Source organism: Salmonella sp. SAL04162, assembly GCF_046551535.1.
In the GTDB taxonomy this organism is placed as follows: Bacteria; Pseudomonadota; Gammaproteobacteria; order Enterobacterales; family Enterobacteriaceae; genus Salmonella; species Salmonella enterica.
In genome coordinates this window covers 226,055-240,293 of record NZ_JBGDVX010000004.1, presented here as the reverse complement: position 1 = coordinate 240,293, position 14,239 = coordinate 226,055, and the positions used below count along the sequence as shown (strand labels likewise).

At 52.1% G+C, this 14,239-nt stretch carries 11 protein-coding genes and 1 pseudogene; 6 read left to right on the top strand and 6 right to left on the bottom strand.

Annotated features, from left to right (window positions below):
• The first annotated feature begins 15 nt into the window (after positions 1-15).
• From ACLJRH_RS10120 to ACLJRH_RS10110, 3 genes are all read left to right on the top strand, one after another.
• The gene (locus tag ACLJRH_RS10120) at positions 16-1,440 is read left to right on the top strand and encodes a hypothetical protein (protein ID WP_000384553.1); all 1,425 of its coding nucleotides are present in this window, start codon (positions 16-18) and stop codon (positions 1,438-1,440) included.
• A gap of 64 nt (positions 1,441-1,504) precedes the next feature.
• Positions 1,505-2,926, top strand: a complete 1,422-nt coding sequence (locus ACLJRH_RS10115; RefSeq protein ID WP_023136690.1) for a DUF4459 domain-containing protein — start codon at positions 1,505-1,507, stop codon at positions 2,924-2,926.
• Between the two features lie 134 nt (positions 2,927-3,060).
• On the top strand, positions 3,061-5,232 hold the full coding sequence (locus tag ACLJRH_RS10110) for a YgiQ family radical SAM protein (RefSeq protein WP_001274469.1): 2,172 nt from the start codon (positions 3,061-3,063) through the stop codon (positions 5,230-5,232).
• Positions 5,233-5,367: 135 nt separating this feature from the next.
• Here the strand turns inward: ACLJRH_RS10110 and ACLJRH_RS10105 are convergent, their stop codons facing one another.
• The 4 genes and pseudogenes from ACLJRH_RS10105 to yqhD form a co-directional block, all read right to left on the bottom strand.
• The gene (locus ACLJRH_RS10105) at positions 5,368-5,823 is read right to left on the bottom strand and encodes an HIT family protein (RefSeq protein WP_000128242.1); all 456 of its coding nucleotides are present in this window, start codon (positions 5,821-5,823) and stop codon (positions 5,368-5,370) included.
• A 44-nt stretch (positions 5,824-5,867) separates the two neighbouring features.
• Positions 5,868-7,353: pseudogene (locus tag ACLJRH_RS10100) on the bottom strand (DASS family sodium-coupled anion symporter).
• Between the two features lie 165 nt (positions 7,354-7,518).
• The gene (gene dkgA, locus ACLJRH_RS10095; RefSeq protein WP_000013100.1) at positions 7,519-8,346 is read right to left on the bottom strand and encodes a 2,5-didehydrogluconate reductase DkgA; all 828 of its coding nucleotides are present in this window, start codon (positions 8,344-8,346) and stop codon (positions 7,519-7,521) included.
• Positions 8,347-8,451: 105 nt separating this feature from the next.
• Positions 8,452-9,615 (bottom strand): alcohol dehydrogenase, encoded by a 1,164-nt coding sequence (gene yqhD, locus ACLJRH_RS10090; RefSeq protein WP_023223213.1) that lies wholly within the window; start codon positions 9,613-9,615, stop codon positions 8,452-8,454.
• A gap of 192 nt (positions 9,616-9,807) precedes the next feature.
• Here yqhD and ACLJRH_RS10085 point away from each other — a divergent pair, with 192 nt between their 5' ends.
• Positions 9,808-10,707: an AraC family transcriptional regulator gene (locus tag ACLJRH_RS10085; RefSeq protein WP_001078198.1), complete on the top strand. Its 900-nt coding sequence runs from the start codon at positions 9,808-9,810 to the stop codon at positions 10,705-10,707.
• A 63-nt stretch (positions 10,708-10,770) separates the two neighbouring features.
• Here the strand turns inward: ACLJRH_RS10085 and yghB are convergent, their stop codons facing one another.
• Together yghB and metC are read right to left on the bottom strand one after the other, a co-directional pair.
• The gene (gene yghB / locus ACLJRH_RS10080) at positions 10,771-11,430 is read right to left on the bottom strand and encodes a DedA family general envelope maintenance protein YghB (protein WP_000268441.1); all 660 of its coding nucleotides are present in this window, start codon (positions 11,428-11,430) and stop codon (positions 10,771-10,773) included.
• Between the two features lie 139 nt (positions 11,431-11,569).
• A complete protein-coding gene (metC, locus tag ACLJRH_RS10075; RefSeq protein ID WP_000130270.1) occupies positions 11,570-12,757 on the bottom strand; it encodes a cystathionine beta-lyase in 1,188 nt (395 codons plus the stop codon).
• Between the two features lie 251 nt (positions 12,758-13,008).
• On the opposite strand from metC, the gene exbB reads away from it, so the two are divergent.
• Positions 13,009-13,743: a tol-pal system-associated acyl-CoA thioesterase gene (exbB, locus tag ACLJRH_RS10070; RefSeq protein ID WP_000527859.1), complete on the top strand. Its 735-nt coding sequence runs from the start codon at positions 13,009-13,011 to the stop codon at positions 13,741-13,743.
• A gap of 6 nt (positions 13,744-13,749) precedes the next feature.
• Positions 13,750-14,175, top strand: a complete 426-nt coding sequence (gene exbD, locus ACLJRH_RS10065; RefSeq protein WP_001251476.1) for a TonB system transport protein ExbD — start codon at positions 13,750-13,752, stop codon at positions 14,173-14,175.
• The last annotated feature ends 64 nt before the right edge of the window (positions 14,176-14,239 follow it).

Genomic DNA, 14,239 nt, shown 5'->3' with positions numbered 1-14,239 from the left:
CTAAAGGAATAGTAAATGGATTATATTAATCGATGGCTTGGCTCTGAACTGCTGATGTTTTGTATTCTACCGTGGGGGTATGCCGCTGCGGTGGCATTACTGCTGATCCTGATGTTTTCCAAAAAACGCAGCCGACAGATTTTGCTGTGGGTATTACTACCACAGTGGGCAGTCGTGGTATTGCTGTTACTCACGTTGCAGTACACCCAGTTGTTGAGCCAAACAGGCACGGTATGGATGTTGATGCTCCTGTTGCCGATTCTGAGTTGGGCGGGCTTGCTGCCCGCGCTGCTGCTGGGAACCTGGCTGCGCAAGCCGTGGCCCGCATGGCTGCTGTGCCATATTGTGTTCATTGGGGTGCTGTGCCCGGTGATGCCGGAGCTGTGGCGTGCTATTAGCCATCAATGGCAACAGCAAAATATTGCGCAGTTGCTCAGGCAGGTTCAGGCAGGCGACTTGGACCAGTTAGAGAGCATTCATGATAACAGTATGTTGGAACAGACACTGGTTCAGGCGGTAAAAGCGCCAGGCATATCAGAAAAAAACTTGCGCGCTCTGACTGCACGTGTGGCATCGCCTTTTAGTGTTTCGCGGGAAGATGGCTATTTCGTCAATGCGCCATTTTTTGCAGCTTTTGAGAGTGGCAATATCACTGCGGTGCGTATTTTTAGCGAGCAGCTCACGGGCGACTCTCAGCAGGCGCAGGCAAATCGCACCATCGTACGGCAGCAAAATCCGTTGGAATATCTCCCCACGCCCCATTTTAAGCCTGAGGGATTTCGCCAGACTTTTTTTGAGATGGCCGACGTTCTACTACGGGTCATGCCCGATCTCCTCACCGATGAAGCCTATTCGGGGGCGATACAGCTTCAGGATAAAGAGACTCTGGCCTTTTTCTGGCAGCGGCGTGAAGCGCAAAATCCGCTGTATCGCGCATATTATTTCTTGTTGCAGGGGCAAACTAAAGCGCTGCTTGCCCAGATAAAACTGACGCCGCAGGTGCTGGGACAATCACTTTATCCGAATAAAAATCTGCTGGCGTCGCTGTTTAGTGATGCGGATGGCGAGACGCTGCGTGCGTTGGTGAAAGGGCAGATGCTGAACTGGCAGCACATCCCTCAGGATAAGTTGACGGACGGCTGGAATTTCCTGATTTCACGCACATTGCATACAGCCTCGAAAGAGGACGCGCTGCCGCCGGATATTCTGGCGGGGATACTGCAAAGTATGCAACAGCAACATACGGCGTTGCCGGAAGCCCTTATTGTAGCCAGCCTTGATTACCAGGATGAAATACATAGCCTGATGACTGCCTACCGGATGGCTTGGTTGGACTGTAACAAGCTTAACGCAATGATCGATAAGGTGTATCCACCAGAAGATACGCGGCGTACCAATGCGCGTATAAAATTAGCACAGCAGTGCGCCGATTTAGACTGATATGCCGTGCTCTGATAATTGAAATTACATTGATTGTTAATAGAAATACAGGGAGTGGTAAATAATGAAAAAATGTTTTTTATTTATATTTGTGTGCCTGTTTATCTTCTCAGCTAATGCGGAACTAAAATTCCGCCCTGAGTTCGAAAATAAAAAAATCTATTTTCAGGGCAAGGTCACAGACTACACACTAAATGACTTTACCTTTTTCGGTGACAGTCGCGAACCCTTTTATGGCAGCGAAAACGATGATTATACCGCCACTGCAGATGAGTGGCTCGGATTTTACGCTGAGTTGCCCGACGTTCGAAAATGGCAGCGCGTGGTTCCTGACGATTTTTCTACGATGTATGGCGCGCCGTGGTGTGACATCCAGTTTTTTGAACAAGAGAATGATCATTCGGTGATTACTGGAAGTGAACATATGCGCTGTATCGATTTTCTCGTGACGCCTAAAAGAAAAGGGCTCATTCCTATGGGGACAAAGGGAACGCTGATGGATTACGGCAGCTATCTTGCTTTCGCACCGCAGATAGAGCACATCACGCTGGAAGGCCGATTTCCTGAAGCCTCGCGGACCTGGCTTCCTGTAAGAAGCGTGCAAACCAGCGCAACCTCGATAGCCGATCTTAAAATTATGCTTAATGAGATTTATGCTCGCCACGGTTATATTTTCAGACCGGGCGGTGAGATGGAACGGTACTTCCGACAGCAGCCGTGGTATCGCCCACGCTATGCGAACGTTGATTACCTCATTACCAAGACAGAACATCGTAATATCAAACTCCTCAAAAAGCTGCTTTCTCCTGAGTCACAGCGTAAAAAGGCGCTGTATATTCAGAACACAACCGATTTTTGTGAGGCGCTGAAAGCGAATAATATCAAATATGTTATGGACAATACGGCAGAATACCTTACGACTGGCGTAGATCAGCCAATCAATTTAGAAAAAGTATGGCAAAAATACAGAGACTTAATGATCAATGGCGGCGGAAACTGTCAACGCGATATCGAGAGCTATAAGCGCTACTCCTTTTTATACAGCGAACCTTTAGGTATTTATTACAATTCCACTTTTGAGTTTGATGAAAAGAAAGGGAAATATGTTCTCACTTATGTGAACTTTGATTCTTCCTGCAACAAAGAGGGTGACACGATTGAACTGGAAGGTATGATGGTCAAACGCGAGCACGTCATTGAAGATAACCAAGGCCAACACTCGGATAAAGATCTCGAATTAAAAACAATAAACCTTCAGTGTGTGGCTGGTGCCATGACGGATCAACCTGACTGGGATCGCTATGTCCAGCTCATTCTTCCCCCTGAAAAATACAACTATTATCAACGGTTTATAGGAAAGAAAATCACCCTGCGAGGGAAAGTCATGATTGCAGAATCCATGTATCATGTCACGCCGGTACTGTTGAATTTGCTCGAAGAACAAAATCCTATTATCAAAGTAGCAGATATGCCTGTTCGTCCATAAGTACGATAACCGGCGGGGCAGGCAATCGGCCCCGCTACAGAGTGCAGCCTCACCAATCAATTCGATTTATCTTCCATTCCGGCTTATAATCCCCGACCTTTGATTATTTTTTTGCCAATCGTTTTGGAAGCAATATGAGCGCTATCTCCCTGATCCAACCGGATCGCGACCTTTTCTCCTGGCCGCAGTACTGGGCCGCCTGCTTTGGGCCGGCGCCGTTTTTGCCGATGTCACGTGAAGAGATGGATCAACTTGGCTGGGATAGCTGCGACATTATTCTGGTAACCGGAGACGCCTACGTCGACCATCCGAGCTTCGGCATGGCGATTTGCGGTCGTATGCTGGAAGCGCAGGGCTTCCGCGTGGGGATCATCGCCCAGCCGGACTGGAACAGTAAAGACGACTTTATGCGTCTGGGTAAACCGAACCTGTTCTTCGGCGTGACCGCTGGCAATATGGATTCGATGATCAACCGTTACACCGCTGACCGTAAGCTGCGCCACGATGACGCCTACACCCCGGATAACGTCGCGGGCAAACGCCCGGACCGCGCCACGCTGGTCTATACCCAGCGTTGCAAAGAAGCATGGAAAGACGTCCCGGTGATCCTCGGCGGCATTGAGGCCAGTCTGCGTCGTACCGCACATTACGACTACTGGTCTGATACTGTGCGTCGTTCAGTGTTAGTCGATTCCAAAGCCGACATGCTGATGTTTGGCAACGGCGAGCGTCCGCTGGTGGAAGTGGCGCACCGTTTGGCAATGGGCGAAACCATCGATCAGATTCGCGACGTGCGTAACACTGCGATTATGGTTAAAGAAGCTCTGCCTGGCTGGAGCGGCGTCGACTCCACTCGTCTGGACACGCCGGGTAAAATCGATCCAATTCCCCATCCCTATGGCGAGGATCTGCCGTGCGCGGATAACAAGCCGGTCGCGCCGAAAAAGCAGGAAGCTAAAGCGATTACCGTGCAGCCGCCGCGTCCGAAGCCGTGGGAAAAAACCTATATCCTGCTGCCATCCTTTGAAAAGGTGAAAGGCGACAAGGTGCTGTACGCCCATGCGTCGCGTATTCTGCATCACGAAACTAACCCTGGCTGCGCGCGGGCGCTGATGCAAAAACACGGCGACCGCTATGTCTGGATCAACCCACCCGCCATACCGCTCTCCACTGAAGAGATGGATAGCGTGTTTGCGCTGCCGTATCAGCGTGTGCCGCACCCGGCTTACGGCAATGCCCGTATTCCGGCCTATGAGATGATCCGCTTTTCGATCAATATCATGCGCGGCTGCTTTGGCGGCTGCTCTTTCTGCTCGATCACTGAACATGAAGGGCGCATCATTCAGAGCCGCTCGGAAGACTCTATTATCAACGAGATCGAAGCGATCCGCGACACGGTGCCGGGGTTTACCGGCGTGATCTCCGATCTGGGCGGTCCTACCGCGAACATGTATATGCTGCGCTGTAAGTCGCCGCGTGCGGAGCAGACCTGTCGTCGCCTGTCATGCGTCTATCCGGATATCTGTCCGCATATGGATACTGACCATACGCCGACGATCAATCTTTATCGCCGCGCCCGTGAGCTGAAAGGCATTAAGAAAATCTTAATTGCCTCCGGCGTGCGCTACGATATCGCTGTAGAAGATCCTCGCTACATTAAAGAGCTGGCAAGCCATCATGTGGGCGGCTATCTGAAGATTGCGCCGGAGCATACTGAAGAAGGTCCGTTGTCGAAAATGATGAAGCCGGGTATGGGCAGCTACGATCGCTTTAAAGAGTTATTTGACCTTTACTCTAAACAGGCCGGAAAAGAGCAGTATCTGATCCCGTATTTTATCTCCGCACATCCGGGCACGCGGGACGAGGATATGGTGAATCTGGCGCTGTGGCTCAAGCGCCACCGCTTCCGTTTGGATCAGGTGCAGAACTTCTACCCGTCGCCGTTGGCGAATTCGACCACCATGTATTACACCGGTAAAAACCCGCTGGGTAAAATTGGTTATAAGAGTGAAGATGTGGTGGTGCCGAAGGGAGACAGGCAACGTCGCCTGCATAAGGCGCTGCTGCGTTATCACGATCCGGCGAACTGGCCGCTGATTCGCCAGGCGCTGGAAGCGATGGGGAAAAAGCATTTGATTGGCGGTCGCCGTGAGTGTCTGGTGCCTGCGCCGACCATTGAAGAGATGCGCGAAGCGCGTCGCCAGAACCGCAATACCCGCCCGGCGCTGACCAAGCATACGCCAGTGGAACATCAGCGGCAGGGGCTTGCTGCGAATAAGAAGCGCGGGAAAGGCGCGGGGCGTTAAACGGTTTTACAGGTATCCTGTCAGGCTGGATAAGGCGAAGCCGCGATCCAGCGATTATTTTGCCTGATGGCGCTGTGTTTATCAGGCCCACAGATCGACCCAGGCCGAACACCATCCGGCAGAAGTGCGCCGTATTTATGCCTCACGAATTCTGGCCGCCAGCGCGGCCAGTTTTTCATCATCCGCCCGTTCATGATCGTGTGACGACAGATATCCTTCATACTGTTCGAAAAATTTATTCTGCCGCGATTCAATCGGTTTCCAGTGGGTTAAATCGCCAGTACCGTGCATGGGGCTTAATTTACTGTGCACATGGTCTACACCGAAACCTTCGAAGAACATTCCCGTACGACTGACATCCGGGAAAGCCTTATCCAGTTTCTTAGCCACTTTTTGGGTCGCCAGCATCAGGTCCGCTAACGCCTGCGGCGGTAGATCGAACGCGTAGCTGGGGTAATGTTTTTTCGGGATCACTACGGTAAACCCATCGGTATTCGGAAAAATCGACAAAAAAGCCAGGTGATGCTCATCTTCCCAAACTTTATGACAAGGTGCTTTACCTTCAACTATTTGACAGAAAATGCAGGTCATTCCATTTCTCCGTTAACCGAGGGGCTTATCGATGCGTTAAGCGTTTAATACAACCCTAACACTTTCCACCATGCGAGGCCGACTGTCAAAAAGACCGCCTGATTAAAGAGGCTGATAATAAATCCCGTTCGCCACCAGACGCCCGTCGGTACATAGCCGGCGCCAAAAAGAATGGGGCCGCGTGCGTGGGTATACTGTGTAAGAGAGCAGTACAGGCTGCTGGTAAACGCCAGCATAAGCGCCATCGGCGCCGCCGGTATATTCAGATGCAGACCGACACCCAGAAACACCGCATACAGCGCGGCGATTTGCGCGTTGCCGCTGGCGAAAAAATAGTGGGTATAAAAATAGGCTGCGTTAAGCAGCAGCAGGATGATTATCCAACTGGTTCCATGCATCGTACTGCCGATGCTGTCGCCAATCAGGTTGCCAAACCAACTGGTGAATCCTAGTTTCTTCAACTGGTTAGCCATCATCAGCAGCGCGGCAAACCAAATCAACGTATCCCAGGCGCCTTTTTCGCTTTTAACGTCTTCCCAGGTGAGCACGCCGCTCAGTAATAAAATCGAGAGACCGACAAAAGAGGCCGTCGTGGCATCCACGCCGAGCGAGCTGCCAAAAATCCATAGCACCAGCAACACGCCGACGGTCGCCAGCATGAGCCACTCGCCGCGCGCCATACTGCCCATTTGCGCCAGCTCTTTGCGCGCCAGATCCGGCGCATCCGGCGTATGTTTAATTTCCGGACGGGTCAGCCAGTAGACCAGCAGCGGGACGATAAGAAGAGAGACCAGGCAAGGCAGGAGCGCGGCGATAAACCAGCTTCCCCAGCTCAACGTAACGCCGGCGTTCGCCGCCAGTTTTACCGCCAGCAGGTTACCCGTATAACCGGTCATAAACAGTGCGGCGGTGACGTCGTTAACATTGCCAATACAGGTGATCAGAAAGGTGCCGATTTTGCTGCGAGACTCATCTTCCGGATGTGAATCAAAGCTGCGCGCCAGCGAGTCGGCGATCGGGTAAATCACGCCGCCGCAGCGCGCGGTGTTACTGGGCATCGCGGGGGAGAGGATCAGATCGGCAAACGCCAGACCATAAGCCAGGCCCAGCGTTCGTTTACCTAACAGACGGATCATTTGTAGGGCGATACGCCGACCCAGTCCGGTTTTGATAAACCCACGGGCAATCATAAAGGCGACGACGATAAGCCAGATCAACGAACTGTTCAGCTCGCTCAACGCCGTGGTAATCGCGCCGCTGGCCGTTTTGTCGCCGGCAGCATAGGCGAGCGCAAAGACGGTGATGCCGATAATACCGACCGCGCCAATAGGCAGCACTTTCGCCACGATAGAGGCGATCGTCGCGACAAAAATAATCGCGGAATGCCAGGCCGGCGCGCTTAACCCGGAAGGGGGCGTTAGCTGCCACAGTCCGGCGGCGATAACCAGAATAAGAATTAATGGGAGCCATTTGACGCCCTGAGATTTTTTTTCCGCCACAATCACACATCCATAAATATTTTATATGTATTAAGTAAATTCATAATAAATATGAATAAATATTCACAAAATCAGAATAATTCTGCGCTTGTGTGTGGGGGAAATATACTGTTAAATGCGCGTAATTGTTTCTTAATGTTTCTGAATGCAAAAAAGCCCGACGACATCGTCGGGCATGGCGTGCGATAAATCCGGCTTAACCGCCGAACTGATCCGGATCGGGGCCGAGGCGTTTTCCTTGATCCAGTTTTGCGATCTCGCCTAATTCATCTTTATCGAGACGGAAATCCCAGACAGCAAAGTTTTCCGCGATACGGGAAGGGGTGACGGATTTCGGAATGACGACCAGCCCGCAGTCCAGATGCCAGCGAATAACAATCTGGGCGGGCGTTTTGCCGTATTTATCCGCCAGTTCGCGAATCACTTTCTGATCGAATACGCCTTCGCCGCCCTGCGCCAGCGGGCTCCAGGACTCGGTCTGGATTTTATGCGTCGCATTCCACGCATGTAGCTGGCGCTGTTGCATCAAGGGGTGAAGCTCGATCTGGTTGATCACAGGGGTAACGCCGGTTTCATCGATCAGACGCTGGAGGTGATGGATCTGAAAGTTACAGACCCCGATACTCTTTACCAGCCCCTCTTTTTGCAGCGCGATCATGCCTTTCCAGGCGTCGACATAGTGATCGATAGCCGGTACGGGCCAGTGCATCAGATAGAGATCGAGATAATCAAGCTGCAGTTTTTTCAGACTCTCCTGCAGGGCTTCGCGGGGACGTTTTTGATCGTCATTCCACAACTTGGTGGTGATAAACAGCTCTTCCCGCGCTACGCTCGCTGCTTTTAGCGCTTTGCCGACGCCTTCTTCATTCTGATATGCTGTGGCGGTATCAATAGATCGATAGCCCACCTCCAGCGCTTTATGAATCGCCGCGATCACCTCTTCATTGCTTGCTTTCCAGACTCCCAGCCCAAGTTGTGGCATTACGTTGCCATCCTGTAGCCTGATAATGGTTGGATTAGCCATGATGTGTTCCTCTTTTAATTGGCTCGCCGGAGTCGGGGCCGGCGAGACTAAGTGACTTAAGTCTGGACGAAATGGCCAAAAACGAAAGTCAGAGGCGAAAAAACCTTAGCGCGCTGCTTCATAAATCCGACGGCTGACATCCAGCGTAATATCCTGATTTTCACCTAAATTTGTGCATCCATGCGCCTCAAGTTTAGCCAGTAGCGCCGGAATAGTGCTGCCATCCAGACCGTAATCGGACAAGTGGGTAGGCACGCCCATCTGTTCAAAGAAACGGCGGGTGGCGGCAATGGCGGCATCAATACGCTCGTCGTCGGAACCGTCGGTGATATTCCATACACGTTCAGCATATTGCAGGAGTTTTGCGCGTTTAACGTCTCGTTTTTCGTTCCATAGCGCAGGCAGAATGATAGCCAGCGTCTGGGCATGATCGAGACCGTGCATCGCGGTAAGCTCATGGCCCAGCATATGCGTCGCCCAGTCCTGCGGAACACCAGCGCCAATCAGGCCATTTAACGCCTGAGTAGCGGCCCACATCACGTTAGCGCGGACGTCATAGTTTTCAGGCTCTTGCAGCGCTTTGGGACCTTCTTCGATCAGTGTGAGTAAAATACCTTCGGCGAAACGATCCTGAATTTTGCCGTTAACCGGGTAAGTGACGTACTGCTCAACGGTATGGACGAAAGCATCCACGACGCCGTTCGCAACCTGGCGCGGCGGCAATGTATAGGTGTAGACCGGGTCCAGTACGGCAAACACCGGTTGCACGAACGAGGAGTGGAAGGCTTGTTTGTCGCCAGTGGTTTTACGGGAAATGACTGCGCCGGCGTTCGATTCTGAGCCGGTTGCCGGTAGGGTCAGCACAGACCCCATCGGGATTGCGCTACGAATCTCAGTACCGCCGGTTTCCAGAATGTGCCACGGATCGACGCCGTCCGTATATTGCGCCGCTGCGGCGATAAATTTGGTGCCGTCCAGTACGGAACCGCCGCCAACGGCCAGCAGAAAGGTAATATTTTCGTCGCGCACAAGCTGCACGGCCTTCATCAGCGTTTCATAGGACGGGTTCGGTTCAATACCGCCAAACTCCCGAACATCCAGTCCTTTTAACGCTTCCTGAACTTGCGCCAGTACGCCGGTCTTTTTCACGCTACCGCCGCCATAGGTAATCAGCACGCGGGCGTCCTGCGGGATCTGATCGCGGAGATCGACGATAGCGCCTTTACCAAACAGAATGCGGGTAGGGGTATGTAATTTGAATTTGTTCATTGCTCATTCCCTTATGTGGGTAAAAAGAGGGCAGGCGGCTGTCTGCCTGATGGTCATCATTGTGGTCTTGTGAGGGATGTCTCTCAATGCACATTTCTGCCAATGTTTTGCCTATTTCTCCAGAATGCTGGAGAAAATCGCTAAAAATGCGCACAATCCAGCGGAGTGGATTTGATGAAAAAATGGCGCGTTATGAATCGTGAAGCAATTTGCTTACAGTTGGCGGATAAAATTAATCATTTAAAAAATAATGATAAAATAATCAGCGAGCGGCTGGCGGGCATTCGTCTGTTGTATGGTGTTGAACCGGGACCGCGCACGCCAGTCATGTATCAGCCTGGCATCATATTTCTCTTTTCCGGTCATAAAATTGGCTATATTAACAAGCGCAAGTTTCGTTATGACGCTAATGAATATCTCTTACTGACCGTGCCGCTCCCTTTTGAATGCGAGACCTGGGCGACGCCCGAGGTACCGCTGGCCGGTATTCGGCTCGACATTGATGTGCTGCAACTGCAAGAGTTGCTCATGGACATTGGCGAAGATGAGCGTTTCCAGTTGCCGATGGCGGCCAGTGGGATTAACTCCGCCACGCTGTCGGACGAGATTTTATGCGCGGTGGAAAGATTGCTGGATGTGATGGAGCGCCCGCTGGATGCGCGGATTCTGGGAAAACAGATTATTCGCGAAATTCTTTATCATGTGCTGATGGGACCGCGCGGCGGGGCGCTGCTTGCACTGGTTAGCCGCCAGACGCACTTTAGCCTGATCAGTCGCGTACTTAAACAGATCGAAATGAAATACACCGAGAACCTGAATGTTGAGCAACTGGCGGCAGAAGCGAACATGAGCGTGTCGGCGTTTCACCATAATTTTAAGGCGGTCACCAGCACCTCGCCGTTGCAGTATTTAAAAAGCTACCGACTGCATAAAGCGCGGATGATGATGATTCACGACGGAATGAAGGCCAGCGCCGCGGCGATGCGGGTCGGCTATGAGAGCGCATCGCAGTTTAGCCGGGAGTTTAAACGTTATTTTGGCGTTACGCCAGGCGAAGATGCGGCAAGAATGCGGACAATGCAAGGGAGCTAAGTGGGGCATCCCGCCACGGGTCAACGAAGCGTAACTGGGCCATCCTGGCCGATTATGGATACGTCAGGCGTTACAGTATTTCTTTTTAATCACCACGACCAGCGTACCTAACAGCCCGGCGACCAGTAGCGCGACGGGAAGGATCATTAAAAATGTCATTACCTGGTCTTCATGGCGCTTAACAAACGGGATCATACTGAGCGCGTAGCCGAAGCTGGTCACGACAGTCACCCACAGCAGGCCGCTTAACCAGTTAAAAAACTGAAACCGGCGGTTGGACAGGCCGGAAATACCCGCCATTGTTGGCAGCAGAGTGCGGACAAACGCCAGAAAGCGCCCGGCAAGCAACGCTAACAAACCGTGGCGGTCAAACATGCAGGTGGCGCGCTGATGATATTTTGCCGGAAGCTGCGCCAGCCAGCCTTTGACGGTACGCGTATTACCGAGCCAGCGTCCCTGAATATAACTTAGCCAGCAGCCGAGACTGGCCGCGGCGGTGAGAATGCCAATCGTCGGCAAAAAATGCATCACATCCTGGGCGATCAACGCGCCTGCCAGTAGTAGCAGACTATCGCCGGGTAAGAATGACGCTGGCAGCAGACCGTTTTCTAAAAATAGCGTGGCGAACATGACAAAGTAGACGACGCTAACAACGTGTGGATTCGCCAGCGCGGCAAAATCATGTTGCCAGAGCGCAGCGATAATATCTTGAATGACAGCCATGAACTTTCCTGTGGAACAGCATTTACGCTTTTATCTGCCTATTGTACTCCTGAATCGTCCGGGATGCCTTGATCCCGGACGCAACAAACGCAGACTTTTCCACGGAAATTGTCTGCATATATGTCCATCCCCGGCAACTTTACACAATTCTGGCGAAGCCGGCGGCTAAATCAGCGATCAAATCATCAACACTCTCTAAACCAATATGCACCCGAACCAGCGTACCGGTAAAATCTACGCCGCCTGCGGGACGAATCGCGGCGATCTGTTCCGGCTGATTAGCAATAATCAGCGATTCGTAGCCTCCCCAGGAGTAGGCCATACTGAACAGCGAAAAGTTATCCAGATAGGCTGATAATTCTGCCTCGGTCAGCTTTTTATTGAGCACAAAGGAGAACAGACCGCTGCTGCCTGTAAAGTCTCGTTTCCAGAACGCATGACCTTTGCTACCCGGCAGGGCCGGATGATTAACGCGCGCGACCTGAGGATGGTTCGCCAGCCATGCGGCGATTTTGAGGCTGCTTTCTTGATGCTGGCGCAGTCGGACGCCGAGCGTGCGCAAACCGCGGCTGGTCATATAAGCCGTGTCGGCGTCGAGCATTTGCCCCATCAGATAGGCGTTTTCCCGCAATTGTTCCCAGCAACGCGCATTTGCAACGGCAGTACCGACCATCGCATCAGAATGACCAATCAGATACTTAGTGCCCGCCTGGATAGAGATATCAATATCGAACTCCAGAGCTTTGAACAGAACGCCAGCCGCCCAGGTATTATCAATCATGATGACGGCTTCTGGCGCGACGCGTCTGACCGCACTGACAATGGTCGGAATATCATGTACCTCCATGGTAATAGAACCGGGGGATTCCAGAAAAACGACTTTCGTGTTCGGCTGAATATGTTGCGTGATATCAGCGCCGATGAGCGGGTCGAACCAGCTTGTCGTCACGCCCAGTTTGCCGAGAATTTTGCTGCAGAAATCCTGGCTGGGTTCATAGGCTGTGTTGGTCATCAGGATGTGGTCGCCCTGCTCAACGAATGCCAGAATGGTGTTGGCGACCGCCGCCGCGCCGCACGGGAAGAGCGCGCATCCGGCGCCGCCTTCCAGTTCACACATGGCTTCCTGGAGCGAAAAGTGGGTCAGCGTTCCCCGGCGTCCGTAAAATAATTCGCCGTTGGCGCGATTGCGGGTAGCGTGTTTTTTGGCCTCGACGGTGTCAAACACCAGTGAAGAAGCGCGTTGAATCACACTATTCACTGAGCCAAGCGTGTATTTTTTGCTGCGTCCTGCGTTTACCAGTTTGGTATCCAACTGTTTATCCGTCATGTTGCGTTTCCTGATTTTAACCGTCTGGATGTCTAAACTAGCATGAATATAACCATCTGCACCCTGGCGACGTGTGATACAGATGAAAATTTTGCCAAAATAAAAACAGGTGGCTTTTTTAATGCGTAAGCGCAAAGAAAAAGCAGTAAAGGTGCGGCAGTATGTAAATAGTAATGAGAACGACTATCAATTCGACGTCGTTTTGATATTATTATGCTCAGATTTTGTGATTTGCGTCCTGGAGATACAGAGTGGGTAATAATTTGATGCAGACGGATCTCTCCGTCTGGGGTATGTATCAGCACGCCGATATTGTCGTGAAGTGCGTGATGATTGGTTTGATTCTGGCGTCAGTCGTCACCTGGGCTATCTTCTTCAGTAAAAGTGTTGAATTTTTCACTCAAAAGCGCCGCTTAAAGCGCGAACAACTGCAATTAGCCGATGCGCGCTCTTTAGATCAGGCTTCCGACATTGCGGCAGGTTTCAGCGCAAAAAGCCTCAGCGCACAGCTCATCAATGAAGCGCAGAATGAACTGGAACTCTCTCAGGGCAGCGAAGATAACGAAGGGATTAAAGAACGTACCGGCTTCCGTCTGGAACGTCGCGTCGCAGCGGTTGGCCGCTACATGGGGCGAGGCAACGGTTATCTGGCGACGATCGGCGCCATTTCCCCCTTCGTCGGGTTGTTTGGCACCGTATGGGGCATTATGAATAGCTTCATCGGTATTGCGCAAACGCAGACCACCAACCTGGCGGTGGTCGCTCCTGGTATTGCGGAAGCGCTGCTGGCGACGGCGATTGGGCTGGTGGCCGCGATCCCGGCGGTTGTCATTTACAACATCTTCGCACGTCAGATAGGCAGTTACAAAGCGACGCTGGGCGACGTGGCGGCGCAGGTATTGCTGCTGCAAAGCCGCGATCTCGATCTGAATGCGAGCGCCAGTGCGCAGCCGGTACGCGCCGCGCAGAAATTACGGGTAGGGTAATGCGTCATGGCAATGCGTCTTAACGAGAACCTGGATGACAACGGCGAAATGCATGAAATCAACGTGACGCCGTTTATCGATGTCATGTTGGTTCTGCTGATTATCTTTATGGTGGCTGCGCCGCTGGCGACGGTGGACGTCAAGGTAAATCTGCCCGCTTCTACCAGTACGCCACAGCCGCGCCCGGAAAAACCGGTTTATCTGTCGGTGAAAGCGGATAACACCATGTTTATCGGTAACGATCCGGTGACGGATGATACGATGATTGCCGAGCTAACGGCCCTGACGGAAGGGAAAAAGGATACTACGATTTTCTTCCGCGCGGATAAAACCGTAGAGTATGAAACCCTGATGAAAGTGATGGATATGCTGCATCAGGCGGGCTATCTCAAGATTGGTCTGGTCGGCGAAGAGACCGCGAAAGCGAAATAAGTATTCTGCTGACGCTGTAGGCCGGGTAAGGCGAAGTCGCCACCCGGCTTTTTTATTGCCTAAG